The organism is Luethyella okanaganae (assembly GCF_042660285.1).
Taxonomy (GTDB): domain Bacteria; phylum Actinomycetota; class Actinomycetes; order Actinomycetales; family Microbacteriaceae; genus Luethyella; species Luethyella okanaganae.
Map to the genome: position 1 here is coordinate 898197 of NZ_JBHSTP010000001.1, position 25032 is coordinate 923228.

Below are 25032 nucleotides of genomic sequence, written 5' to 3' on the forward strand. Positions count from 1 at the left end.
CAGCCCTCGATGTTCAGAGGCTTGGGACCGGACGCACCGCCGCCGGCCGTTCCGGTTCAGGAATCGGTGCGTCGCTGGCGATGGTACGCGCGCGGTCAAGGGCCGCATGTGCGCGTGAGGCGTCGATCTTCTGCCGCGTGCTCTGCGGTGCGGAGCCGAGCGGTGTTCGGTCGTCGGTGATCTGGTAGCGGTCCCGGTACGCGGCTACGACGGTGGCGGCGCGTCGCCATGCCGCCCGCTGCTTCTCGTCCTTCGGTGCCAGGCCGAGCGTGATGGTCCATGCGTCCTTGTCGGCGAGGGCGCCAGTGAGTACGGCGTCGGCACGTGTCTCGATGAGGTCGCGCCGTTCGTCCAGGGCGCGGCGCATGTCGTCGGCCATCGGCCCTCCAGCGTGCGGGATGAGTCCGGCGATGAGGCGCGGTGGCTTGCGAGTACGACCGGACCCCGCGGGCCGGGCGGTGGCCCGCGCGAGGCGGGAGTGGATCACCGAGGCGATGTCGTCAGCATCGTCCAGTCCGCGTGCCGCGATCAGTCGAGGCAGCAGTGCGTCAAGGTTGTGGTGGTTGGCTTCAGCGTGCCGCAGCTCGGCCGAGAGTGCCGGGTAAGCGTCGGATTCGAGCACCAGATCGACCTGGTCGCTGGTGAGCCCGGCGTGGGCGAGGAGGGTGGCCCAGCGGTCGTGTTGGGCGGCTTGGGCGATGGTCTCGTACTCGGCGGCGAGTTGGCCGATGTTGCTCCACAGGATGGCAGGCGCTCGGCACGACCGACGCGGCCCGTGTCGCGATCCCAGCGTACTTGTCAGCACATGGCCCGGCAACGCCCGCCCGCAACCGTCACGGCAAGGTCTACCCGTACTTCGTGTGCTCAGGACGCCATGGTGACAAGGGCGACTGCACCCGGCAAGCCATGCTCATCGAGGACGTGGAGCATCTGATCGAGACGTACTACGAGACGATCCAGATCAGCGGCGAGACCCGGCAGAGCGTCGCCGGGATGCTGCACGCGGAGTTCGACCAACTGATGGCATCGGAGACGAAGGAACTGTCGCGGCTTACCAAGGACCGCGACCGGCTGGACCACGAACGAGTGAAGCTGCTGCAAGCGCACTACGCGGGGGTGGTGCCGTTGGACCTGCTCAAGAAGGAGCAGGATCGGATCAGCGCCGAGCTGGAGACGATCAACAATCGCATCGCCGCTCACCATGATGAGTACGCCGCCGCTCGGGCGAACCTCGAAGACTCGCTCGGGCTGCTGGCTCACGTCGCGGACATCTACCGACGCTGCGACGACGCGAACCGCCGGCTATGCAACCAGGCGTTCTTCACCGCGATCTACATCGATGACGACGGCGAGCCCCGCGTCACCTACCAGCGTCCATATGACGCTCTCTGCGATCCGCAGGTGCAGGCCAACGCCCTGAACTGGGCTGCCGAAGAAAAAGGGCGAGGTTCAAACCGGGACCAGAGCGGGGACTCTGGTCGAGGGTTTGAACCTCGCCCATCTGGGGTGAGTAACGGGGCTTGAACCCGCGACCTCCTGGACCACAACCAGGCGCTCTACCAGCTGAGCTATACCCACCATGCGTCTCCTGTATCAGAACGCGAAGAAGACAACTAGAGAAGTGTATTACATTCGGGAGTCGAACTCGTCCAGCACGGTCGCCGCGATGGCCTGTGTCTGCTCCGTCGTCGGTCCGGGGTCGGCCACGAACACCGCGCGACGATAGTAGTCCAGCTCACGGATCGATTCGAGGATGTCGGCTAGCGCACGGTGTCCGCCGTCCTTGGCCGGCGCGTTGAAGTACACCCGGGGATACCAGCGGCGGGCGAGTTCCTTGATCGACGAGACATCGACGTTGCGATAGTGCAGATGCGCGTCGAGACGCGGCATGAATTTGGAGAGGAACATGCGGTCGGTGCCGATCGTGTTGCCTGCCAGTGGCGCCTTCTGTTCGGCAGGAACGTGCTTGAGCACGTATTCCAGTATCTGATACTCGGCCTCGGCAGCGCTCACACCGTCGGGGATCTCCTCGATGAGGCCTGAATCCGTGTGCATGGATCGTACGAAGTCGTTCATGGACTCGAGTGCCGAGGAATCCGGTTTGATCACGATGCTCAAACCGTCATCGATGAGGTTGAGGTCGTAGTCGGTGATGACCACAGCGATCTCAACCAATTCGTCGACCTCGAGGTTGAGACCCGTCATTTCACAGTCGATCCAGACCAGACGGTCGCTCGAGTTCGTCATGCTGCGATTCTAGTGGTGGGCCCTGACCGAAGCCGGATGCGGGAGCTTTGGTGAGATGCCATCGCCGGTTGAGACCCGACGCACGCGTCGGACGATCCAGGGGAGTGCGTAGCGGCGGAACCATTGCGCGACGGTGTGGGTGTCGCGGTCGACGGCTAGACTGCTCACGGGCGGAAGGCTGCGCGCGGCCACCTCGGCGTACGGCACACCGAGGGAGTGCGCGGCCCGCGAGGCGAGAAGGCGGTGGCCCTCGGCACTGAGGTGCACCCGGTCAGCCGCCCACATCGATGTCTGCCGAAACTCTTCGATGCCCCACAGATCGAGCACGGTCGCGCCATGGGCACGCGCGATGCTCCAGATATTCGCGTTGAAAACGGCCGCCCGCCCGCGGAGAGGCTTGAGGAAGAATGCGAACTGTGGGTCGAAGCAGTTCGCGAGCAGCACGTCCGCTCCGGATTCCCGCAGCTTGACGATGCCGTCTTCGAGGTGTGCGGCCAGCTTGTCGGGGTCGGCTTTGGCGCTCATGAGGTCGTTTCCACCAACCATGACCGAGACGAGGTCGGCTCCGAGCCTGATCGCGGCGGGGATCTGGTCGGTGACGACGTGTTCGATGCGTCGTCCGCGAACCGCGAGGTTCGCGAACTCGATCTCCCGCCCGCTGAGGTGGGCGGAGCCGTCGAGGATGACGGCGAGCCGGTCGGCCCAGCCGAGCCATTCAGGCCCCGGGGTGGTGCCGAGCGTCGTCGGCGCAGGATCGCAGAGGCCCTCGCTGATCGAGTCCCCGACGGCCACGAAACGTTTCCAGACTGTGACGCTCACGTCTCGATCATCCCCAGTGGCCGTGCCGACGGGTTGGGAACACGGCATTCGTCATCCGCCCGCCGCCAAGATTTCGCGATCCGTACACCTGAGAGCATGAGTTGGTCACCCTGCGTTCTCGGAGTCGCGCTGCCGGCGCGCCGGTTCGATGCCGAATTCGATCCTGGACGAAGGGCAATCTGACTGAGGCCTGGATTGTTGACGAATGGGACGTCACGGATGCCGACGATGTCGTGTCCGTTCTCAACTGGTGTCAGTCCCACCTCACGACTTCCGATCAGTAGTCGAGTTTCACACGACGTGAGGTCGCGTCGCAGCTTTCCAACACGGCCTCACATCCACGCGGCAGGCTAGCCCGCGGTCAACTGTTCGATTGGATCTCGACCGTTTTGCCGTCCAGCCTTCGCCCGGAATAGCAACGATCTCAGCGGGTGACGCGAGTTTGGAATCTCATCCAGCCAGGAGCTCCAACACACGATGTTCGGCCAGGATCGGTCTGACGTTCCCCGTGGTCTCATGAGCAAGCGCGCCGACGCATCGGTCGTCCCGCACTCTAGGCGAACAGTGGCACGGCCATCCAGATGGCTACGCCGATGAGGCTCGCGGCGAATACGTAGTCGATCCACTTTCCCGCGTTGGCGCCGCGGAACAGATGTGTGAGAGCGGCGCCTCCGAGCGCCCAGGCGATGAAGGCGAGGAGGTTGTTGAGAGTGAAGACCGTGGTGATGCTCAAGACCTGCCAGAGCCGCTCGTCATCTGGGTGCAGGAACTGCGTGAACAGCAGCCCGATGATGTAATAGGCCTTCGGGTTGAGAAGGAGAACGACGGCGCCGTCCTTGAAACCCAGTCCCGGAGCAGGCGAGTCCTGGCGGGCTTCGCCCGAGCTCTTGGCGCGGGCTGCGCGGAGAAACTGAATGCCGAGCCAGAGCACATAGCACGATCCGATCGCACTGAGTATCTTGGCGAAGACCGGCTCGTTGAGCACTGTCATGCCGAGCCCCAGTCCGATCGCCGCGGTCACCACGAACGTCGCGACGTGATAGCCGGCCAGTGCGGGGATGGCGAGGCGGAGCCCTTTCGACGCTCCGATCGCGGCGAAGAACGTGTTTCCGGGTCCGGGGCTGTATGCCAAGGGGAACAAGAAGGCGATGAGCGCCACGAACGTCTCGATCGTCACTGCTCTCGCCTCGGGCTTGAGGTCTCGGAGATGTGCATGACCCAAGCATTCGGCGCCGAGAGGAGGCGCGCTCGCGGAATTCGGACGTGGCTTCTCCGACCGCGACCGCGTGGAAGTGGCGCCGACTGCTCTCGGAGACCCGCCGTGAGGATTTCGCGATCCGTACACTTGAGAGCATGAGTTGGTCACCCCGCATTCTCCGAACGGCCATCGCGGCGGAGCCCCGCTAAGGCCATGGAATTCGTGCTCTTCACCTCGGCCTTCTGCGAGCCGTGCCTGCAGACCCGAGGGGTCTTGGCCGAGGCGGCTCGCCTCGTTCCCGTTGCGTCCGTCGTCGAGTTCGACGTGGCGCGTCACACGGATGTCGCCGAGGCGGCCCACATCCGCTCCACGCCGACGGTCGTCGTGGTGGACGCCGGCGGAACCGAGGTCTTCCGTGCGACGGGCGTGCCGACGCTCAGTCAGGTGCTCGTGGCTGCCGCGAAGGCGGTATGACCGGGACAAGGAGCGCCTACGGTATCGTGGAAATGCGTCAGCCCTCGTAGCTCAGCGGATAGAGCAGGAGCCTTCTAATCTCTTGGTCGCAGGTTCGATTCCTGCCGAGGGCACCGCCCGAACCGGTGCGGTGCGTGAGAGGTCGATGCGAGCGGTTACTGCTCCATGCGTGAGCGGATCAGCGGGAGATAGTCAGTGTTCTTCTCGATCGCCACCACGCGAAACCCCGCGGCTGCTGCCGCCTCCACGGTCGTCCCGGATCCGGCGAACGGTTCGAGCACGACCCCGCCGACCGGGGTGACGAGCGTGACCAGCCATCGCAGCAGCGCGAGGGGTTTCACTGTCGTGTGCGAGATGCCGTAGGCGCGAGGACGTTCGCCCGGAGAGGGTTTGTGCTCGAACCGGAAGATCGGGAACTTCCGCGACAACGACCCCTCCTGCCACGTCCCCGTCAGCACATCCAGCGCATCAGCCTGCGCCGCATCAAACGCCACATTCGTGGGCCACCGATCGCCTGCGAAGCGGGTGCCATCGATGTTGATCCCGCCGACGCCGTGCTCGAGCACGTTGCCGACGATGCTGCCGTCGAGGGGTTTGCGGGCGATGATGATCGGCTCGAACGCGGGACGCAGTGCGGTGCCCCATCCCTCCCACCGTGCAGCGTCCTCGGTGACCGGGGTGCCTCTCGAGAGCACGGTGCGGGTTGCGCCGAGAACGCCCTCGTGCTCGCTCTGCTGCACGATCCGATCCGTGCGCTGCACGCCCTGGTGCTTATCGATCGCGTGCGAGAGATCCATGCTCTTGGGCATCCCGGTGGTGTGCAGCCACGCAATCTGGTCGCGGATCTCGAACCCTGCATTCTCTTCAGGGTGCGGGATGGTGCACCGGTGCTTTCGGGAAGCTGCACTTTACGCCACAGATTGAGACCCTCGCCCCGGATTACCGGCCATACGGCTTCGACATCGTGTGTAACACCGAAGACTCGCGCGCCGGTGAATGGCTCGACTGGGTCAAGGCGAACCATCCAGAGCACTATCAGGCGGCGCAGTCCACCTATGGATGACGATGGTCCCCGAACTCCGGGAGTACGGACCGGCGCGGGAAGATCTCCGGGCGGAGATCATTGCCGCCCAGGCGTTGTTCCCGGAAAGCACCCGAGAGGCCTACGAACTCCCCTTCCCCGCCGACGTGTCCCAAACGGCGTGGATCACCGATCGAGCCTGTGAGTTCTTGGACACAGCCGAGGGCGATGTCTTCGCGCAGATCAGCTACATCCAACCGCACAATCCGTTCTCACCACCCGCGGAGTACGTCGATCTGGTCAACATCGATGCGATCCCGGAGCCGACCTCGGCGGAATGGAAGAACGCCCCGATCCCTTACTACGAACAGCCGCGCTACGCGGAGCCCAGCTACGAGATCGCAGATTGGAGGCGAGAGCGGGCACTCTATTTCGCCGACCTCGCACACCTTGACCACGAACTCGGCAGAGTACGGGAAGCGCTCGCGCGCGCAAGCCGACTGGAGAACTGTCTCTTCATCTTCACGTCCGATCACGGTGAGCTCTTGCATGACCACGGACTGCTCGGCAAATGGGAACGCCACTACGACCCGTGTATCCGCATTCCCCTCGTCATTGGGATGCCCGGAGTACGACCGGGCCATTACCGGCAACTGGCTGAGCACACGGATATTGCCGCGACGATCTATCACTGGGCCGGGCTACCGGCTCCCGCCCTGCCCGTATGGGGAGCGGCAGATACCGAGGGGATGCCGATGCTGCACGGCCGTTCGTTGGTCCCGGTCGCCACGGGGAAGGACGAAGATATGGCGCGGTCTCATGTGTTCATCCAATCCAACAACAGCCATGTGGAGGCGTCGCCGCGCAGCTGGGCGCGCACCATCAGGACCACACGTTACCGGTACACGCGTCACCTCGCCGGCGGCGGGGAGCAGCTGTTTGATCTCATCGAGGATCCCGACGAGCAAAACAACCTGGCGTACGACGAGCGCTACCGGGACATCCGAGAAGTGCTGCTCGCGGACCTCGCAGAGGCCACCGCCACAGACGCATACCCCAACTCGCCGCTGCACCTGTTCCAGGTGGGGAGCTGGTGACGATGCCGAATCCCGCGACTCGATCGGCCCCCGTTCCCGTGATCGTCGACGTTGACACCGGACTCGACGATGCCCTCGCGCTCGCCTTCCTCGCACAAGAGCCGGCAGTGCGGCTGCTCGCGGTGACCTGTGTCGCGGGGAACACGAGCGTCGACAACGCGGTATCCAACACCGCCACCGTGCTCCACGCTCTAGGGTTGGCGTCGCCGCCGCCCATCGGGCGCGGCTCGTCCGGGCCCCTACTGGGTCAGACCCGGCCTGCGCACGGATTCCACGGGACGGACGGCCTTGGAGGCATACAACTCCGTCGCACGGGCGAACATGCGTCCCCACCGCACGCGATCGAGTTGATGCGAGACACGATCCTCACCTCACCGCAACCGGTGACCCTCCTGGCCCTCGGCCCTCTCACGAACGTCGCGCTGTTGATCCGGTGCTATCCCGACATCGCAGCCCGACTCGAACGCATCATGTTCATGGGCGGAACGATGTCCGTAGTGAACCTGGCCATCCCTTCTGGCGGCGGACACATGATCACGATCGCGAACCCAACGAACTGGGCGCCCGACATCGATCGCGTCACCACTGACTGACCATGACGGCGGCCCTGGAATGCACACGCACCCAGGGCCGTCGCCTCTCAGCCTCGAAGCAACTCCTGCGTCTCCGCCGGGTTCGGGAACGACTCGCGCTCGCGGGCAGCTCCGTCGAGCACGGCGGTGAGATGGTCTGCGGCGAGGCTGATCCCGCCCATCGCGACGGCCTCGGAGCCGAGCGTGGAGGCAACAACGGTCGGCGCGAGCGGCACAATCGACCGCAGGGACTCCTCGAACCGCGGGAGGAAGATGTCGGCGCTTGGCGAACTGCCGCCGCCGACCACCAGCAGCTCCGGATCCAGCGCCAGAGTCATCGCGGCCGCACCGGTGGCCAAGTCGTCAGCGAACTCCCGTACGGCCTCGACCGCCGCGGGGTCCCCAGAGCGTGCCAGGTCGAAGACCCGTTCCCGGCTGGGACGTGGGCTTCCCAGGACCGCGGCTCCGTACCGTTCGTTCAGTTCCGCCCAGCGCATTTCCGGCATCTCGCCGACGATGCCCGCTGCGCCGTGGACGCCGCGGTGGACCCGCCCGTTCACGATGGAGGCGCCGCTGGTTCGTGCACCGCAGAGGACATATACGACGTCCGTATGGCCGTGGGCCGCTCCGATCGCAAGCTCCGCTTGGGCTCCGAGGGCGACATCCCCCTCGATCAGGACGGCCGCTTCGTACTCGCGCCGGAACCGCTCGCGCAGGTCGAGCCCGATCCACCCCGGCATGCCGGTGCCGCCGAAGTGTAGCACCTGCCCCGTGGTGCTGATGGCGCCTGGGGAGCCGATGGTGACCACCCAGAGGTCGGCCCGCGTCAGCTCGAGTTCATCCAGCAGGTCGTCTCCGGCTCGGAGCGCCGTCGCGATCCGGGTCTCTGCGGCTTCCGATTCCGCCGTCGTCTCCGCACGGTGCCCGCGCACGTGACCGGTCAGGTCGGTGACGACGGCGTAGATGTGGTTGGCGCCGATGTCGAGCGAAAGGAAGTGGCCGAGCCCGGGAGCTGGCCGATAGGTGGCGGCCGGCCGTCCCAGGCGGCCCGCGGGGGCGCTATCCGACGCGACGACCCAGCCGGCATCGGTCAGGTCGCTGATGATTGCATCGATGGCTGTGCGGGATAGGCCCGACTCTGCGGCGAGATCGCGCATGGTCTGGGGGTGCTCCAGCACTGCGCGCAGGATGCCCCACGAGTTCATGCGCCGCAGCAGAGAGCGGCTGCCCATGACCGGTTCGATACCGCGAATAAGGGCCTCTCGAGTCACTTTCATCCTCACTCTTGTGCTTTATAACGCCAACTTGCATAATTAACCTGTCCACCCGACTTTACCGCGGATGAACGAACCGACGGCCCGCGAATCGCGCGCGCGCCGCGCCACCGTTGTCGCGCTAACGACGGCGGTGCACCGGTGGCGCTGAGAGGATGCCATGACAGTCTTGCTCCGGAGAGCCACGCATCGGATGGGTGGCGCGCCGGCGGTGCGGCGGCGGAGGGACGACCGCCGAGTCGCCTGGCTCTTCATCGCTCCGGTCCTGATCGGATTCGCGGTCTTTTACCTGTATCCGACGGTCCGCGGGGTGTGGTGGTCCTTCACGGACTACAGCCTCCTGGGCGACCCCGCGTTCGTCGGCCTGGAGAACTACTCCGCCGTGCTCCAGGATAAGGAGTTCTGGAACTCGATGGGCGTCACGCTTTCCTATGTGCTCGTCAACGTGACGACGCAGACCGTCCTCGCGCTGCTCCTCGCCGCGCTCATGCACCGGCTCACCCGTTCAGTGATGCTGCGCACCACGCTGCTGCTGCCGTGGCTGGTGCCCAACGTCACCGTCGGGCTGGTCTGGCTGTGGCTGCTCGACACCAACCTCGGATTCGTCAACCACCTGATCACTGCGATGGGACTGCCCGCGATCGGGTTCTTCACCAACCCAGCCCTGGGGATCCCGACGATCTCGATCGTGAACACGTGGGCTTTCACCGGCTACACGGCGCTGCTGTTCTATGCGGGGATGCTGCAGATCCCCGCCGATCTGTACGAGAGCGCCTCACTCGACGGCGCGGGAGAGTGGCGCCTGTTCACCCGTATCACACTGCCGCTGCTCCGCCCGGTGATGGCCTTGGTGCTGGTCGTCTCGCTGATCGGCTCGTTCCAGATTTTCGACACGGTAGCAATCACCACGAAGGGAGGCCCGGTCAACGCGACACGGGTCATCTACTACTACATCTACCAACAAGCGTTCACCTTCTTCCACATGGGCTACGCAGCGACCATGGCCATCGTCCTGGTGATCATCCTCGGTGTTCCCACGGCCGTCCAACTGCGCCTCCTCCGCGCCTCCGAATCCCAGCTCGCCTAGGGACATCGCATGACCATGACACAACCGGCAACCCCCATCCTCCCCACCACGCAGCAGCCCTCCCGGCCCACACACGACGCGACCCGCCACCGCTTCTCGATCGGCCGCGCCCTCGGCTGGACGGTCCTGATCATTTCCCTCGTCCTGACCCTGTTCCCTTTCTACTGGATGCTGAAGACAGCCCTGACGCCCGCCGCCGACGTCATCAGGGACTCTGGTGCGCTCTTCCCCGGCAGCCCAACCCTGATCAACTTCGCGCGCGTGCTCGGCTTCCTCTCTCCCGCTCAGGATCAGGCCGCCGGGGGATCCGGTGCCTCCATCAACTTCCTCCTCTACTTGTGGAACTCGATCATCTACTGCGCGCTCATCGGGTTCTTCCAGACACTGTTCTGCGCGATGGGAGGATACGCGTTCGCGCGGCTCCGCTTCCCGGGACGCAACGTCCTGTTCGCCATCCTCATCGCCGCGCTCATGGTCCCCGGCATCTTCACGCTGCTACCGAACTTCGTGCTCGTCCGCGACTTGGGCCTCCTCAACGACATCTTCGGGATGGTCGCACCGAGCCTTCTCATGACGCCGTTCGCGCTGTTCTTCCTGCGCCAGTTCTTCCTCAACATCCCCGTGGACGTGGAGGAGGCGGCGATGCTCGACGGAGCAGGCAAGGCTCAGGTCTTCTGGCGCATCGCCCTCCCGATGAGCCGTGGCCCGCTCATCACTATCGGCCTCATCACCGTCGTCTGGGCGTGGAAGGACTACCTTTGGCCGCTGCTCATCGGGCGCGACGAGAGCGTGCGAACGATGACCGTCGCCCTCGGCGTATACCTGCAGCAGTCGCCCAACACCCAGCCCGACTGGACCGGGCTGATGGCCGGCTCGACGCTGTCGGTCATCCCTGTCCTTATTCTGCTCGTCTTCCTCGGCCGCCGCATCGTCGAGTCGCTCAACTTCACCGGCATCAAATGACCAGCCCCACCGTCTGAACCGCCCATCCCGATGCACCATTCATACAGAAAGAGAAACCAATGACCAACGTCCGTCGCGTCGCCGCCATCGCCGCCGCCGCCGCACTGCTCACCGGAATCACCGCGTGTTCGTCCGGCGGGTCCGGCTCGAATGACAAGGTGACCCTGCAGTACTGGATGTGGGACGACACGCAGGTGCCCGCCTACCAGCAGTGCGCCGAGCAGTTCACCAAGGAGAACCCGAACATCACCATCAAGATCAGCCAGTCGGCCTGGGGCCAGTACTGGACGAATCTCTCAACCCAGATTGCCGCCGGCAGCGCCCCGGACGTGTGGGTGGACCAGGCCTCGTATTACCCGCAGTTCGTCCAGGACAAGCAGATCGTGGACATCCAACCGATGGTCGAGAGGGACAAAATCGACCTCGGTCAGTACGTCGACGGCCTCGCGGACCTCTGGAAGGTCGGGGACGCCCGGTACGGTCTGCCGAAGGACTGGGACACGATGGGGCTCGTCTACAACAAGGCCGACCTCAAGGCCGCGGGCATCGACGAGGCGTCGCTGGCCGGCCTCACCTGGAACCCGCAGGACGGCGGCACCTTCGAGCAGACCATCGCCAAGCTGACCGTCGACAAGAACGGCCACAATGGTCTCGATCCCGCGTTCGACAAGAACAACGTCAAGGTCTACGGCTTCCTGCCAGAGTGGGCCGACGGATCGCAAGGCCAGAACGGCTGGGGCAACTTCGCGTACTCCAACGGGTGGACCTACGCGGACAAGAACCCCTTCGGCACGAAGTTCCATTACGACAATCCCAAGCTCACCGCGACCGTGCAGTGGCTCGCTGACCTCGCCGACAAGGGCTACGCGCCCAAGCTCGACGTCCAATCGACGCTTGCGCGCTCCGAGGTGCTCGCCAACAACGGCGGGGCTCTGACCACCCTTGGCTCGTTCAACCTCTCGGCGTACAAGGGCAAGACCGACCAGTTCGGGTTCGCCCCGCTCCCGGTCGGCCCGGAGGGCAGGAAGTCCGCGATCAACGGACTGTCCGACGCTATCTACGCGGGAAGCAAACACAAGGACGAGGCGTGGAAGTGGGTCAAGTATCTCGCCTCCGCGGACTGCCAGAACACGGTAGCCGCGACCGGCGTCGTTTTCCCGGCCATCAAGGAGGCTTCGGAGAAGTCTGCTGAGGTGCGCGAGAAGGACGGCCTGAACGCCAAAGTCTTCCTCGACGAGCAGCGGGCCAAAGACGGCACGTTCATCATCCCGATCACCTACCACGGCACCGAGATCAGCCAGATCGTGCAGGACGCGATCCAGAGCGTCGCCCTCGGCCAGCAGGACGCAAAGCCCGCGCTGGGCAAGGCGAACGATCAGGTCAACGCGCTGTTCAAGTAGTACACGGACGGGGCGTCCACTGGGCCGCCCCGTCCGTCCGACCCGCCCGACGGCCTTTCTCCCAGAAAGCTGAGCATGCAGTACACCTTCGATTTCGCCGGGCTCCGCATCCCGGCCAACGTTGTGGGGCAACCGGAGGCGGTGTCGAACGGGTTCGTCGTTCCGGCCGGTCCCGTTGCGCTCTTGCATCCCTTTGGTGACACCGAGTTCTACCGCCACGGCTGGAACTCCTGGAGCCCGTCGGGATGGGCGCGTACCGACAGTGAGACCATCGGCATCAAGAACAGCCCGAATCGGCTACTGACCGCGGATGACGCGGCCAACGAGACGCCACACAGTCATTCCGGGTCGGCTGTCGGAGCCGTCGCGGGCAGCGACGGTGACGTCCTCCTGCTCGGCGCCCTCGGCCTCGGATCCCCGCGCGTGGGAGCCGACCGCAACGTGCTGTGGGGGCGTGCCGAGGACGACACCGCCGACTGGTTCGTCGCTTATGGGCCGGAGCGGCAGGTGTTCGCCGACTACGCGGACCTCGTGTCGCAACGCCTCGGTCGGCGCACCGGCCGCGCGGGTACCGTATGGAGCAGCTGGTACTCGTACTTCGAAGGGATCGACGAAGAGCTCGTGTCCCGGACCGTCGCCGATCTTGCCGGCTATCCGTTCGACGTGTTCCAGCTCGACGACGGATGGGAGCCGATCGTCGGCGACTGGGTCGCTGGGCCCGGTTTCCCGTCTGGGATGGCGGCGACTGCGCGCACGATCGACGGCGCCGGGTTCACGCCTGGCCTCTGGCTGGCGCCCTTGATTGCGTTGCCCGGCTCCGAGCTCGCGCGCAGCCGTCCCGACCTGCTGGTGCAAGGGGACGACGGGCGCCCGTTGATCACCGGGCATAATTGGGGTTCGCACTACTACTCCCTCGACACGACTCAGGGCGAGGTCAAGGATCACCTGCGCGAGGTTTTCGAGAGGCTCGTCGGCTGGGGGTACCGCTACCTCAAACTGGACTTCATGTACGCCGGCGCGGTGGCGGGACAGCGCAGCATCCCGCTCCACAGAGAGGCCGTCTATCGCGACGCGGTGCAGCACATCCGCTCCGTGGTCGGGGACTCGGTGTACATGCTGGGATGCGGCGTGCCAATGATCCCCAGTGTCGGCGTCTTCGACGGCGCCCGGGTCGGACCGGACGTCGGCGCGTTCTGGGACAATGCAGAGCGGGTCGGTGATCCCTCCGGTGTAGGGGCACGCAATTCCATCGTCTCGTCCATCAACAGGACCTGGATGAAGCGGCTCTACGAGGTCGACCCCGACGCGGTCTACTTCCGAAGCTCCCGGAACCTCCTCGACGACGCCGAACGGCAAGCCTTGCGCGACACGGCCGCCATCCTGGAGTTCCGGTCGACCTCCGACCCGATCGCCTGGCTGAACAAGACCGAGCGCCAGCACCTGACTCGGTACATGCAGGAGACCTCCGTCATCGAGCAAACCGGCAGGTACTCCTTCCGCATCGACGGGCGCGATGTCGACCTGACCCCGATCGTGACTGGCACGGCTGTGACCAACGCGGCCTCCCTCATCGTCTAAGACATTGAGGCACGGGCACCTACACTTCCGCCGTGCCCTTCTACTGCCCTCCGCGAGAAAGTTGAACCCATGACAGACCTGAGGATCGGCGTCGTCGGCTTTGGCAACCGGGGTTCGCTCGCCCGTGAGGCCCATCGTCCCGGTTCCGGCTCCCGTGTGGTCGCTGTGTACGACCCCGCCGAACGGGCACGAAAGGAGGCGTCCGCGGCGTTCCCGGACGCGGTCGTGACGGCGACCCCCGTGGAACTCCTCGCCGCTGGCATCGACGCCGTCATGGTGCTGACCCCCGACCATCTGCACGCCGCCGCCGCCATCCCGGCCTTGGAGGCTGGGGTCGCAGTGTTCTGCGAGAAGCCGGTCGCGATCGCGCTTGATGACTGCGATCGCATCCTCGAAACCGCCCGTCGCACCGGTTCCCGGTTGTACGTGGGGCACAACATGCGCCACATGCCGGTGATCACGTTGATGCGCGAACTCATCTCCGACGGCCGGGTCGGGGAGGTCAAGGCGATCTGGTGCCGGCATTTCGTCGGCAACGGTGGCGACTACTACTTCAAGGACTGGCACGCCGACCGGTCGCGGTCTGTCGGGTTGCTGCTCCAGAAAGGGGTGCACGACCTGGACATCATCCACTGGCTGGCAGGCGGATACTCGACGCGCGTGAGTGGGGTTGGCGCGCTTGCCGTGTACGGGGCGATCGACGACCGACGGGACCACAGCGCGGAGCGGATGGACGAGTGGTTCAGCCTCAACAACTGGCCACCCACCGCCACCACCGGCCTCAATCCGATCGTCGACGTCGAAGATATCTCGCAGGTCAACCTGGTGCTCGACAATGGAGTACTCGGCTCGTATCAGCAATGCCACTTCACGCCGGACTATTGGCGCAACTACACCGTGATAGGGACGGAGGGGCGTCTGGAGAACCTCGGCGACACACCAGGATCCGAGATCCGGCTATGGAACCGCCGGCACGGCACCGCAGCTCCGCCCGACGAGACGTACCTGGTCCCCGCGGGCGAACACGGGGCTGCGGGCGGACACGGCGCTGCGGATGCCCAGATGATCACGGAGTTTGTCGCCTTCGCGCAAGACGGCGCCCCGACCCTGACCTCACCAATCGCCGCGCGGCAGGCGGTCGCCGCTGCGCTGCAGGCGACGGCTTCGATCCGCGCTGATGGCGGTCTGTTGCCAGTGCCATTGCTGGACCCCGAGCTCATTACCTACTTCGACGCTGGACAGCCGGCGTGACCGAGCGCCCGAGGGCTCGACACCCTGGCAGAGAGACAGCCGAACGCGGGGTGGCCGCTAACGCTTCCGGGCTGACCATGGTCGCGCTCTTCATCGCGGGGAGAGCTGTTCCGCGATGGCGGCGACCACGGGCTCCTCGCCGATGGAGTCGTCGTAGTGGTCGAAGTAGGCGCGCGTCATGCCGATCGTCTGCGTCACGATCGGGGCGAGCCGGTCGACCAGCATCCGCATCTCGCGCAGCTCGGCCCGGTGCGTGGAGCGACGGGGGATTGAGGGTGAGCGACTCCTCGCCGGCGGCGATGGATGCTTCGGCGACGTTCTTCATCGGCCGCAGCAGACGGACCTCGAGCATCAGCTCTGCAGCCGGGCGGGCGTCTACGGCTCGGGCAGCGCGTCGGCCAGGCGGTCGAGGCTCGCGGCCAGCTCGTGCCCGAGCAGCCCGAGGTCACGGCGCGCGGGCGCGACGAGCACGGGTGGCACGATGAGCGCGTTGACGATGATGCCGATCGCGACGCCGATCAGGGTCTCGACGATGCGGGCGAACGCGTATTCGGGGCTGGAGGAGCCGAGCGCGAGCACGAGCATCGCCGAGATCGCGATCTGATTGCCGGTGCCGGGCGAGGTGCGCAGGATCCAGGCCACGAGCATCGCGACGACGATCGCGATGAGCACGACCCAGCTCGCGTAGAGGGCTCGCGCCGGGCTGTACGCCGCGACGCAGGGGGTACCGGCTGCGGCGTAGATGTCGCAGGGCCCGTCGGCGGCCGCCGTCGCGGAGGAGGCGGCGCCGAGCGGCACCGTCATCATCGCGAGGACGAGGGCGAGGAGGCTGAGTATCGCCGTCCGGTGCCGCCGGGGGATCGTTGAGGACTCGGATTTCACGGGTCGACCTTCCTTTCAAGCGCCAGTGCTTTTCTCGGTAGCCCGTCTGTCCAACGTTGAACCAGGGAACCACGCAATGCTCAAACGTTAAAGCAGAGACGGTTCGATATTGAAGTTCGCCTCGACGGAACTGCGACGGGTCAAGGGGGCGAACGTCTGCCAGACAACTCCGTAAGCAGGTGGATCGTTCATCTGGCCCCGGTTCAGGACATAGATGAGACCGACTTCCTCCCTGACCTAGTCAGCATCGTGGCAGGAGCTCTCCTTGAACACACGCTGCTCAACCAAGACGAGTTCTTCGAACATGTCCGTAAAGCGTTCGAGCGAGGGCTAAGCCATAAGCTGAGCGGAGGACGACCATACGATGAGGCAGCAGATTTCCTGTCTGACGAAGAAGTTACAGCCATCGCCAAACTCACCGAAGGGCCGATAGGCAGTGATATTCCTCGTAAGGAGCCAGTCGTCCACCAGTCCCTTCGAACCCGCCAAGGCCTCTCACCCCGCTACAACCGCGAAGAGTCACTGGAGAACATCCAGCTCCGATACGACAGAACGCTGCCAATTGCTCGCTTCACGATTCCCCGGCTGGCAGCAGATCCCGTGGTGAGTCGAGATCTGCTCTCCTTGAAGGACGACGGCTGGCTGGACTGGCAACTTATGATGGCGATCACCACCATCGTGGGAAACGCTCGACCAGCGTGGGAAGGTATTGAGCTTCGACTAGATACTCCACCCGCCGAACAACATCGTGCAAACGAACTTATTCGGCGTGAAGAGTTGCCGTCGGATCCTGAACTGCCACGAGACTCATTCACGCGAGAGAGGCTCGAGAGCATGTTGGAGTTCGCGGCTCTCCTCGTTCTTCCTTCGTACGGTCTGCAATCGCATGCACGAACTCCGAACGGTCCTAAGATCATCGAGGTTCTCCGCAACAGATACCGTTTTGGAGAAGACGATGTGTTGCATCCGGACCTTTTCGCGACAGGAGCAGGACAGGACCACTCCAAGGATTAGCGACAGGCTTCAGGCCGAGCCATGCGCGCGGACCAGCGGCTGGCGAAGCTCCACACCACGCTCTCGAAGACACCGGCCGATCGTTCCCTGCGAGACGCCGAACTTCTCGCCAACCTGTGCGAGCGTCTGGCCGGACAAGTAGAGCACCTCGGCTCGAGCTGTCTGATCTTTGGTCAAGCCCGCCTTGCGCAGTTGAGCTCCCGCCGATCGCAGGTGACGAGCCGCCGTCTCGCGATGCACGTTGAACGCTGCAGCGACCTCGCGTATCGAGGCACCAGCCTCGTAGCGGGCGACCATGTCGACAGCCATCTGCGGGGTGACCGGGTTTTGAACCTTCTCAATCGCGGCGACCACACGTCCTCGTGGGTCAGTAATCTGGGTGTAGGTGCCCGGCACACGGTCCAGTTCGATCCCGGCCTTTGCCCGAGAAATCAAGGCGTTCAGGGCACGGGACGACTTTCGAACGTTGTCTAGTATGGGGCACCCGATGTCCGAAGTTCCGACATGCAGCCAAATGGATGGTATTGGAACTTCGGACTCGCTCGTCGTAGCCGCTCGTCTGGCTGGCATACCAGCGCACCAATACCCATCAGGGATCGTGGCGTCCTCGGCGGTAACATCGGTAACATCGCCAGCATAGCGATCCCCGGAACACCGGTCGTGTAGGTGGGCCGGAGGCACGATAGATTCGAGGGATGCGAGACCTCCAGGCGCGAATCATCGCCGAATTGCACGTTTCCCCCTCGATCGATGCGGCCGCCGAGGTGCACCGCCGCGTCGACTTCCTCAAGGACTATCTGCTCAGGACCGGTGCGCGCGGCTTCGTCCTCGGTATCAGCGGTGGACAGGACTCCTCCCTCGCGGGCAGGCTGTGCCAGCTGGCGGTCGATGAACTCGCCGAGGCGGGCACGCAAGCCGACTTCGTCGCGGTGCGGCTGCCATACGCGGCGCAGCATGACGAGGACGACGCGCAGCTCGCGTTGCGGTTCATCCGCCCTCAGAAGCTCATGACTTTCAACATCCAGCGCGGCGTCGACGGACTCGAGGCGGAGTATGCCGATGCAGTCGGTGCGGAGATGTCCGACTTCGCCAAGGGCAATGTCAAGGCGCGCGCGCGGATGATCGCCCAGTACGCGATCGCGGGGCAGAGCGGTTATCTCGTCGTCGGAACCGACCACGCCGCAGAGGCCGTCACAGGTTTCTTCACCAAGTACGGAGACGGCGGCGCCGACATCCTGCCGCTCACCGGCCTCACCAAGCGTCAGGGCAAACAGTTGTTGCGGCAGCTCGGCGCGCCGGAACGGCTCTTCCTCAAGGATCCGACGGCGGATCTGCTCGACGAGGATCCTGGGCAGACGGACGAGGCGAACCTGGGGCTAGTCTACGCCGACATCGACAACTACCTGGAAGGCAATGACATCGCGCAAGAGACGGCGGAGGCGATCGAGAAACGGTACCTTGCGACCGAGCACAAACGTCAGGTGCCCGTGACGATGTTCGACGGGTGGTGGCGTTGAACGCCGCAGCTACGGCGTCGTGATTGTCTCAGTCGAGCCGGTCGTCGTCTGACGGCGTGCCTCGATCGCGTCGACGTCGTCGAGCAGCCTCTGCGTCTCCGTCGACGGGGCGCCACGGAGGGGCGCGGTGCCGCCGAGCGACACGGGCGCGATCGGGGCGATCGCCGGAGAGTCGACGAACTGCTCGTGGTGTTGCTGCGCCACCCAGGCGTCCTGCTCGGCGAGGAGCGACGTCTCCCGCTCGTTGCTCTGCAGCTTCCACCGCTCGAGATCGTTCTGGAAGATCTTGCGTGCACGAGAGGGCTTGCGTTGCCACTCGACGAGGCGATCGCGGAACTCGGCGACTGCGGGGTCGAGCTGGTAGCCGAACGTCGCGGACGAGCGCTTGAACTCGTGAAGCTGGTGAGCGGCCCAGTTCGCAGCGGTTGCGGCACCCCGGATCGGGAGCATCCGCACCTGGATGTCAGCCTGGCCGACAGCGCGATCCGAGAGCACTTGCTCCTGCGGGGTGAGCGAGTTCCAGACGGAGGCTTCCGTCGCGGCGTCGATGAGGGCGGCGATGGTCGCCGCTTTGATCTCGCGATCTCGTTGCTTGATGAGGTGCCGGGTGGCACCGCGCGCGATCCAGGCGGCGAGCAGGCCCGATGCGATGATCGCGACGACGATCACCGCGGCCGAGAAGACGACTGGACGGGCGCCCGATGAGGAAATCCACTCTATGAAGTCATTCAACCACTGCATGTGCCGCACTTTACCTCTGAAGGGCGTCTCGGCTCGGGAGTTCATCCGGCGCGCCAGAACTCGGCGAAAAACGGATCAGACGAAGCAGTCCGCGGCGTCCGCGGCGTTCCAGAACTCGCCGAGCGGCATGGCGCGGGTGCCGCCACCGAGTGCAAGCCGCGCGGCGAAGCGGTCGCCGGCCGGAGTCGTGATGCGCTCGATGTGGCCGAGTACGACCCCGCTGGTGGCGACTACGCGCCAGAGTGCGTCGCGCACGGCGACGAAGGCGAGCCCTGGTGTCGCGATGCCGAGGCCGCTCGTGCGTCGGATCGGTGTGAGAGGTGCGATGGTCACATGCTGCTCCTTACGTGTCTCAGCCGGCCCTGATGTCTTGGCTCCAGGGTAGGCCCGACCACCGACAGTCGGGGCGGCTAGGGCAGCTTCTCGATTTTCGCGAGTTGTTGCATGGCCAGATCCGGGTCGAGCACCTTGTTCACGCGCGCTGTCTGAGCGAGCACGATGCCGACGGTCACGAGGGCGACGCCTCCGGCCTGCGAGGCGTCGAGCCCCTCGCCCAGCCACAACCACGCGACGCCGAACGCGAAGAGCACCTCGGACGAGGAGGTGATCCCGGCAGCGGTCGCCGTGAGGTGTTTGAGCGCGAGGAACGAGAGCAGGAAGGGGGCGAACGAGCCCAGCACCGCATTCCAGAGCACAGGAACCCAGAGCGGCATCACGACGTTCGAGAGGGTGCCGCCGAGCGAGATCGGCGACGTCAGCAGCGTCGGGTCGAGCTGCCACCAACCGCTGAAGACGAGCCAGAACGCCGTCGCGAATGCCATGGACCAGAATGCGACCGTCATGGGTGAGGAAGCCGTGACCTGCCGTTCGCCGACCACGAAGTAGACGGTCAGGGTCGCCGCCGCCGTGACCGCGAACAGGACGCCCATCGAGGACAAGGTGCTCTGCCCGATCTGAGCGACGACCGCGAGGCCGATGAGCACGAGGGTGATAGCCACCCAGAGCCTGGCTTTCACGTGTTCCTTGAAGACGATGCGGGCGATCACCGCGACGGCGAGGATGGCGAGATATTCGAGCAGCAGGGCGATGCCGACGGGCAGCAGGCTTACGGCGACGGCGTACGTCCACTGCAGCAAGGCCACGCCCACGACGCCGAGCACGGCCATGATGCCGAGCTGACGCTTCGAGATGCGGAATGCCGCTCGGTTCGCCACGAGCAGCCAGATTCCGGCGATGAGCGTCACGGACGCCACGCGCGAGAGCGTCAGCTGAGCCGGGGTGATCCCCGCCTCGATGACGACTTTCGTGACGGAGCCGTTAGTGCCGAACAGGATCGCGGCCAGGAAGGCATAGAGATAGCCCAATCCGTCAATCCAGTCCGGTGCCGTGCACGGCGTGCGGTTCGATCGCGTCGATCTCGGTCGGGGTCAGCTCCGGGGCGTTCAGAGTGGCCACGTTCTGCTCGAGCTGCGCGACGCTGCTCGCGCCGACGAGGGCGCTTGTCACGGTCGGCTGCCGCAGCACCCAGCTCAGGGCCAGCTGGGCGAGGGTCTGGCCGCGTCCGACCGCGATCTTCTCGAGCGCCCGGGCCCGTTCGAGGTAGCTCGCGCTGACGCGATCGGGCGGGAGGAACCGGCTCGTGGCGGCGCGGGACCCGGCCGGAATCGTGCCGTCGAGGTAGCGATCCGTCAGCAGTCCCTGCGCGAGCGGAGAGAAGACGATGCTGCCGACGCCGAGATCGTCGAGAACCGGGAACAAGCCCTCTTCGATGTGCCGATCGAACATCGAATACCGCGGTTGATGGATGAGCAGCGGGATCTTGTGCTCGGCGAGCGCTGCGACGGCGGCGACGGTCTGCTCTGGATCGTAGTTGGAGATGCCGACGTAGAGGGCCTTGCCCTGCTGCACGGCTGTCGCCAGGGCACCCATCGTCTCCTCGACGGGCGTGCTCGGATCGGGACGGTGGGAGTAGAAGATGTCGACGTAGTCGAGTCCCATCCGGCCGAGGCTCTGATCGAGCGAGGCGAGCATGTACTTGCGGGATCCCCACTCGCCGTACGGGCCTGGCCACATGTCGAATCCCGCCTTGCTCGACACGATCATCTCATCGCGATAGGGGCGGAAGTCCTCGGCGAGGATGCGGCCGAAATTGGTCTCGGCTGAGCCGGGAGGCGGACCGTAGTTGTTCGCGAGGTCGAAATGGGTGACGCCGAGGTCGAAGGCGCGGCGCAGGATCGCCCGCTGGGTGTCGATGCCGCGTTCGTGGCCGAAATTGTGCCAGAGCCCGAGCGAGACGGCCGGCAGGAGAAGGCCGCTCCGACCGGTGCGACGGTAGTCCATGGAGTCGTAGCGATTCTCAGCGGCAGCGAAGGTCATGCGATTACTCTAGAGCTGTGGAAACCTTTGTCGTGGCCGGTGGTTGCTTCTGGTGCCTGGATGCGGTCTACCGCGTGCTCAGAGGGGTTTCCGACGTCGTCTCCGGGTATACCGGCGGCGCGGTCGTCGCGCCGAGCTACGAGCAGGTCTGCACGGGTCGCACTGGCCACGCCGAGGCTGTCGCGGTCGAATTCGACCCCGAGGCGATCCCGTCGAGCGTCATCCTCGACGTGTTCTTCACCCTGCACGACCCGACCCAGCTCGATAGGCAGGGTGCCGATGTCGGCACGCAGTACCGTTCAGCGATGTTCTACGCCGACGATGCTCAGAAGGAGCTGTTCGAGGCAGCACGCGATCGGGCATCCGAGTGGTGGGACGGCGAGATCGTCACGTCGATCGAGCCGCTCGGCGCCTTCTACCGGGCCGAGGAGTACCATCAGGACTTCTTCGCCAAGAATCCGGGTCAGGGCTATTGCATGGCCGTCGCCCTGCCCAAGGTCAACAAGATCCGCAAGAGCTATTCGGACTACATCGTCACCTGACCGGTTCCGTCTCCATGGACTGAGCGCCTGTTCGTCCGTCCTGCACAAGGGGGACCCGACGGGTCTTACTCCCAGATTCGGATGGCTGGCGCCGACGCTCGGGGAAGTCCGTGCACACTCGGTGCAGCGCGGTCACGGTGTCGGCGTGACTGGCACGAGTGTCGGACCGTGACCGCGTGTTCGCCACATCCGTGGCATCGACTGCAGCATTGGGAGGCCTGTATGAGCGACACCATCACCGTGACCGGACTGGTCGCGACAGATCCGAAACATTTCGTGACAGGCGGCGGGCTTGCCATCACCTCGTTCCGGCTCGCATCGAGCCAGCGACATTTCAGCAGGGCCAAGAACGCATGGGTCGACGGCGAGACCAACTGGTACACGATCAGCGCCTTCCGCCAACTCGCCTACAACGCCATCGCCTCGGTCAAGAAGGGTGATCGCATCGTCGCCACGGGCAAACTCAAGATTCGCGCCTGGGACAGCGGGGAACGAAACGGCACCACAGTCGAGGTGGAGGCCGAGGCGCTCGGCCCCGACCTGGCCTGGGGCACCGCGGCCTTCACTCGCGTGGTCGTTGCGGCGTCCTCCTCTCCCGCGGATGATGCCGACGCGACCGGCCACGAGCCGAGCACCGTCGACCCTCTCGATGCCTGGGCGACGGCTGGTCCGGATGCGGCGGGAGGTGCCGAATCCGTGGACGGGGCACGGGAGTTCCTGCCGCAGGAAGCGTTGAGGCTCGCCGACGTAGACTCATAGCCGCGACCGTTTGGGCGCGGGGAAAGGGGTCATTGATGAATCGGAGCTCGTTCGCGGCGACACTGGGCGCGCTGGGCATCGGAGCCCTGCTGCTGACGGGATGCACCGCGCAGGCGCGTACGCCCGGGCCGTCGAACGCGAGTCCGTCGCCGACCCAGACGCCGTCGGTGACACCGGCTTCGGATCCGGTGTTGCAAGCGGAGCTTGGCGCCTCCGACAACCTGAGCTATTTCGACTTCGTCAACACGGCGGTACTCGAGCAGAACCCCGCGGCCACCGGACGGAACTTCGTCGACGCCCTCGTGGCTGCGGGCTTCACGAAGGCTGACATGGAGGTCACACTCGATCAGACCTCGGTCGGCCTCGCGGCCGATTCCGTGCAATGGGCCGTGCGTTTCACGGGGGAATGCCTCATCGGGCAGACCGGCCCGGCGAGCGGCGGCTACCACAGTCAGGTCGCGGCGATGCTCGGTACCGGAACCTGCCTGGTCGGCGCCACGCGGCCCATAGACTGGTAGACGATATGGCCGAATATATTTACTCGATGGTCCGCGCCCGCAAGGCCGTGGGCGACAAGCTCATCCTCGACGACGTCACCATGGCGTTCCTGCCCGGTGCCAAGATCGGCGTCGTCGGGCCGAACGGCGCCGGAAAGTCGACCATCCTCAAGATCATGGCGGGCCTCGACACCCCGAGCAACGGAGAGGCCAAGCTCTCGCCGGGCTATACGGTGGGCATCCTCATGCAGGAGCCGGTGCTCGACGAGTCCAAGACGGTTCTCGAGAACGTGCAGGAGGGCGTCGGCGAGGTCAGGGCGAAGCTCGATCGCTTCAACGAGATCTCCGCCGCCATGGCCGAGCCCGATGCCGACTTCGACACCCTGCTCGCGGAGATGGGGGTGCTGCAGGAAGAGATCGACCACGCCGATGCCTGGGATCTCGATTCGCAGCTCGAACAGGCTATGGACGCGCTGCGCTGTCCGCCGGGCGACTCCGAGGTCAGCGTGTTGTCCGGTGGCGAGAAACGCCGTGTCGCGCTCTGCAAGCTCCTGCTGCAGAAGCCCGATCTTCTTCTGCTCGACGAGCCGACCAACCACCTCGACGCCGAGAGCGTGCTCTGGCTTGAGCAGCACCTGGGCAAGTATCACGGCGCCGTCCTCGCCGTCACCCACGACCGGTACTTCCTCGATCACGTGGCCGAGTGGATCGCCGAAGTGGACCGCGGACGTCTCTATCCCTATGAGGGCAACTACTCGACCTACCTCGAGAAGAAGCGCGAGCGCCTCGCGGTGCAGGGCAAGAAGGACGCGAAGCTCGCCAAACGACTCTCAGAAGAACTCGACTGGGTGCGCAGCAACGCCAAAGGCCGCCAGGCGAAGTCGAAGGCTCGCCTCGCGCGCTACGAGGAGATGGTCACCGAGGCCGAGCGCACGAGAAAGCTCGACTTCGAGGAGATCGTGATCCCGGTCGGACCGCGCCTCGGCTCCCAGGTCATCGACGCCGAGAGACTCAAGAAAGGCTTCGGCGAGCGCATCCTGATCGAAGACCTGAGCTTCACGCTGCCCAGGAACGGCATCGTCGGCATCATCGGTCCCAACGGAGTGGGCAAGACCACGCTGTTCAAGACCATCGTCGGCCTCGAACCCCTCGACGGAGGAGAGCTCAAGGTCGGAGAGACCGTCGACATCTCCTACGTCGACCAGAGCCGTGGTGGCATCGACCCTAACAAGAACCTGTGGGAGGTGGTCTCCGACGGCCTCGACTACATCGTTGTCGGCAAGACCGAGATCCCCTCGCGTGCCTACGTGTCCCAGTTCGGGTTCAAGGGGCCGGACCAGCAGAAGAAGGCCGGTGTGCTCTCGGGCGGTGAGCGCAACCGTCTCAATCTCGCGCTCACTCTCAAACAGGGCGGCAACCTGCTGCTGCTCGACGAGCCGACCAACGACCTCGACGTCGAGACCCTCTCCAGCCTCGAGAACGCATTGCTCGAGTTCCCCGGCTGCGCCGTGGTGATCACCCACGACCGGTGGTTCCTCGACCGGATCGCCACGCACATCCTCGCCTATGAAGGCACCGAGGACGATCCGGCCAACTGGTACTGGTTCGAGGGCAACTTCGAGTCCTACGAGGAGAACAAGATCGAACGACTCGGTCCTGACGCCGCCAAGCCGCATCGTTCCGCCTATCGCAAGCTCACCCGCGACTAGCCCGAGCCTGGAGA

At 65.1% G+C, this 25032-nt stretch carries 28 protein-coding genes and 2 tRNA genes; 16 read left to right on the forward strand and 14 right to left on the reverse strand.

Going from position 1 to position 25032, the window contains the following annotated elements:
- Positions 1–13 precede the first annotated feature (13 nt).
- Positions 14–805, reverse strand: coding sequence for a hypothetical protein (locus tag ACFQB0_RS04165; protein WP_386727944.1), 792 nt, complete (start codon positions 803–805; stop codon positions 14–16).
- Between the two features lie 101 nt (positions 806–906).
- On the opposite strand from ACFQB0_RS04165, the gene ACFQB0_RS04170 reads away from it, so the two are divergent.
- Entirely contained in the window at positions 907–1524 is a 618-nt protein-coding gene (locus ACFQB0_RS04170; protein WP_386727947.1) for a hypothetical protein, read from the forward strand.
- On the opposite strand, the gene ACFQB0_RS04175 is transcribed toward ACFQB0_RS04170, so the two are convergent.
- The 4 genes from ACFQB0_RS04175 to ACFQB0_RS04190 all read right to left on the reverse strand — a co-directional run bounded on the left by ACFQB0_RS04175 (position 1503) and on the right by ACFQB0_RS04190 (position 4243).
- Positions 1503–1578: transfer RNA gene (locus tag ACFQB0_RS04175), tRNA-His, on the reverse strand. The genes ACFQB0_RS04170 and ACFQB0_RS04175 overlap by 22 nt on opposite strands.
- Positions 1579–1626: 48 nt before the next feature.
- Positions 1627–2247, reverse strand: a complete 621-nt coding sequence (orn, locus tag ACFQB0_RS04180) for an oligoribonuclease (protein ID WP_386727949.1) — start codon at positions 2245–2247, stop codon at positions 1627–1629.
- 9 nt (positions 2248–2256) lie between these two features.
- A complete protein-coding gene (locus tag ACFQB0_RS04185; protein ID WP_386727952.1) occupies positions 2257–3066 on the reverse strand; it encodes an SGNH/GDSL hydrolase family protein in 810 nt (269 codons plus the stop codon).
- Positions 3067–3619: 553 nt separating this feature from the next.
- Entirely contained in the window at positions 3620–4243 is a 624-nt protein-coding gene (locus ACFQB0_RS04190) for a LysE family translocator (RefSeq protein ID WP_386727954.1), read from the reverse strand.
- 234 nt (positions 4244–4477) lie between these two features.
- Between ACFQB0_RS04190 and ACFQB0_RS04195 the strand changes: the two genes are divergently transcribed.
- Positions 4478–4738: a thioredoxin family protein gene (locus ACFQB0_RS04195; RefSeq protein WP_386727957.1), complete on the forward strand. Its 261-nt coding sequence runs from the start codon at positions 4478–4480 to the stop codon at positions 4736–4738.
- Positions 4739–4778: 40 nt separating this feature from the next.
- Positions 4779–4851: transfer RNA gene (locus tag ACFQB0_RS04200), tRNA-Arg, on the forward strand.
- A gap of 42 nt (positions 4852–4893) precedes the next feature.
- Here the strand turns inward: ACFQB0_RS04200 and ACFQB0_RS04205 are convergent.
- A complete protein-coding gene (locus tag ACFQB0_RS04205) occupies positions 4894–5616 on the reverse strand; it encodes a DNA methyltransferase (protein WP_386729645.1) in 723 nt (240 codons plus the stop codon).
- A gap of 187 nt (positions 5617–5803) precedes the next feature.
- Here ACFQB0_RS04205 and ACFQB0_RS04210 point away from each other — a divergent pair, with 187 nt between their 5' ends.
- Entirely contained in the window at positions 5804–6856 is a 1053-nt protein-coding gene (locus tag ACFQB0_RS04210; RefSeq protein WP_386727960.1) for a sulfatase family protein, read from the forward strand.
- 2 nt (positions 6857–6858) lie between these two features.
- Positions 6859–7449 (forward strand): nucleoside hydrolase, encoded by a 591-nt coding sequence (locus tag ACFQB0_RS04215; protein ID WP_386727963.1) that lies wholly within the window; start codon positions 6859–6861, stop codon positions 7447–7449.
- 47 nt (positions 7450–7496) lie between these two features.
- Here the strand turns inward: ACFQB0_RS04215 and ACFQB0_RS04220 are convergent, their stop codons facing one another.
- A complete protein-coding gene (locus tag ACFQB0_RS04220; RefSeq protein ID WP_386727966.1) occupies positions 7497–8699 on the reverse strand; it encodes an ROK family transcriptional regulator in 1203 nt (400 codons plus the stop codon).
- 163 nt (positions 8700–8862) lie between these two features.
- Between ACFQB0_RS04220 and ACFQB0_RS04225 the strand changes: the two genes are divergently transcribed.
- The 5 genes from ACFQB0_RS04225 to ACFQB0_RS04245 all read left to right on the forward strand — a co-directional run bounded on the left by ACFQB0_RS04225 (position 8863) and on the right by ACFQB0_RS04245 (position 14981).
- Positions 8863–9789, forward strand: a complete 927-nt coding sequence (locus ACFQB0_RS04225; RefSeq protein WP_386727967.1) for a carbohydrate ABC transporter permease — start codon at positions 8863–8865, stop codon at positions 9787–9789.
- Positions 9790–9798: 9 nt separating this feature from the next.
- Entirely contained in the window at positions 9799–10752 is a 954-nt protein-coding gene (locus ACFQB0_RS04230) for a carbohydrate ABC transporter permease (RefSeq protein WP_386727970.1), read from the forward strand.
- Between the two features lie 59 nt (positions 10753–10811).
- Positions 10812–12152 carry an ABC transporter substrate-binding protein gene (locus tag ACFQB0_RS04235; RefSeq protein WP_386727972.1) on the forward strand — a complete coding sequence of 447 codons (1341 nt, stop codon included), beginning with the start codon at positions 10812–10814 and terminating at the stop codon, positions 12150–12152.
- A 75-nt stretch (positions 12153–12227) separates the two neighbouring features.
- Positions 12228–13730: a glycoside hydrolase family 36 protein gene (locus tag ACFQB0_RS04240; RefSeq protein WP_386727975.1), complete on the forward strand. Its 1503-nt coding sequence runs from the start codon at positions 12228–12230 to the stop codon at positions 13728–13730.
- A gap of 69 nt (positions 13731–13799) precedes the next feature.
- Positions 13800–14981 carry a Gfo/Idh/MocA family protein gene (locus ACFQB0_RS04245; protein WP_386727978.1) on the forward strand — a complete coding sequence of 394 codons (1182 nt, stop codon included), beginning with the start codon at positions 13800–13802 and terminating at the stop codon, positions 14979–14981.
- 90 nt (positions 14982–15071) lie between these two features.
- Here the strand turns inward: ACFQB0_RS04245 and ACFQB0_RS04250 are convergent, their stop codons facing one another.
- Together ACFQB0_RS04250 and ACFQB0_RS04255 are read right to left on the reverse strand one after the other, a co-directional pair.
- Positions 15072–15212, reverse strand: a complete 141-nt coding sequence (locus ACFQB0_RS04250) for a hypothetical protein (RefSeq protein ID WP_386727980.1) — start codon at positions 15210–15212, stop codon at positions 15072–15074.
- 144 nt (positions 15213–15356) lie between these two features.
- On the reverse strand, positions 15357–15863 hold the full coding sequence (locus ACFQB0_RS04255; RefSeq protein WP_386727983.1) for an arabinofuranosidase catalytic domain-containing protein: 507 nt from the start codon (positions 15861–15863) through the stop codon (positions 15357–15359).
- Positions 15864–16112: 249 nt separating this feature from the next.
- On the opposite strand from ACFQB0_RS04255, the gene ACFQB0_RS04260 reads away from it, so the two are divergent.
- Positions 16113–16877: a hypothetical protein gene (locus tag ACFQB0_RS04260; protein ID WP_386727985.1), complete on the forward strand. Its 765-nt coding sequence runs from the start codon at positions 16113–16115 to the stop codon at positions 16875–16877.
- A gap of 9 nt (positions 16878–16886) precedes the next feature.
- Here ACFQB0_RS04260 and ACFQB0_RS04265 read toward each other — a convergent pair whose 3' ends face one another.
- Positions 16887–17273: a hypothetical protein gene (locus ACFQB0_RS04265; protein WP_386727988.1), complete on the reverse strand. Its 387-nt coding sequence runs from the start codon at positions 17271–17273 to the stop codon at positions 16887–16889.
- A gap of 299 nt (positions 17274–17572) precedes the next feature.
- Between ACFQB0_RS04265 and nadE the strand changes: the two genes are divergently transcribed.
- On the forward strand, positions 17573–18394 hold the full coding sequence (nadE, locus tag ACFQB0_RS04270) for an ammonia-dependent NAD(+) synthetase (RefSeq protein WP_386727991.1): 822 nt from the start codon (positions 17573–17575) through the stop codon (positions 18392–18394).
- Between the two features lie 9 nt (positions 18395–18403).
- Here the strand turns inward: nadE and ACFQB0_RS04275 are convergent, their stop codons facing one another.
- From ACFQB0_RS04275 to ACFQB0_RS04290, 4 genes are all read right to left on the reverse strand, one after another.
- Positions 18404–19135, reverse strand: coding sequence for a hypothetical protein (locus tag ACFQB0_RS04275; protein ID WP_386727993.1), 732 nt, complete (start codon positions 19133–19135; stop codon positions 18404–18406).
- A 75-nt stretch (positions 19136–19210) separates the two neighbouring features.
- Positions 19211–19468, reverse strand: a complete 258-nt coding sequence (locus ACFQB0_RS04280) for a hypothetical protein (RefSeq protein ID WP_386727995.1) — start codon at positions 19466–19468, stop codon at positions 19211–19213.
- A gap of 77 nt (positions 19469–19545) precedes the next feature.
- Positions 19546–20499, reverse strand: a complete 954-nt coding sequence (locus tag ACFQB0_RS04285; protein ID WP_386727996.1) for an EamA family transporter — start codon at positions 20497–20499, stop codon at positions 19546–19548.
- Positions 20500–20503: 4 nt separating this feature from the next.
- Complete coding sequence (locus ACFQB0_RS04290) at positions 20504–21511, reverse strand: aldo/keto reductase (protein WP_386727998.1); 1008 nt, start codon at positions 21509–21511, stop codon at positions 20504–20506.
- A gap of 17 nt (positions 21512–21528) precedes the next feature.
- Between ACFQB0_RS04290 and msrA the strand changes: the two genes are divergently transcribed.
- The 4 genes from msrA (at position 21529) to ettA (ending at position 25018) form a co-directional block, all read left to right on the forward strand.
- A complete protein-coding gene (msrA, locus tag ACFQB0_RS04295) occupies positions 21529–22053 on the forward strand; it encodes a peptide-methionine (S)-S-oxide reductase MsrA (RefSeq protein ID WP_386728001.1) in 525 nt (174 codons plus the stop codon).
- A 222-nt stretch (positions 22054–22275) separates the two neighbouring features.
- The gene (locus tag ACFQB0_RS04300) at positions 22276–22812 is read left to right on the forward strand and encodes a single-stranded DNA-binding protein (protein ID WP_386728004.1); all 537 of its coding nucleotides are present in this window, start codon (positions 22276–22278) and stop codon (positions 22810–22812) included.
- Between the two features lie 35 nt (positions 22813–22847).
- A complete protein-coding gene (locus ACFQB0_RS04305) occupies positions 22848–23330 on the forward strand; it encodes a DUF6993 domain-containing protein (RefSeq protein WP_386728007.1) in 483 nt (160 codons plus the stop codon).
- A gap of 5 nt (positions 23331–23335) precedes the next feature.
- Entirely contained in the window at positions 23336–25018 is a 1683-nt protein-coding gene (gene ettA / locus ACFQB0_RS04310) for an energy-dependent translational throttle protein EttA (protein ID WP_386728009.1), read from the forward strand.
- The last annotated feature ends 14 nt before the right edge of the window (positions 25019–25032 follow it).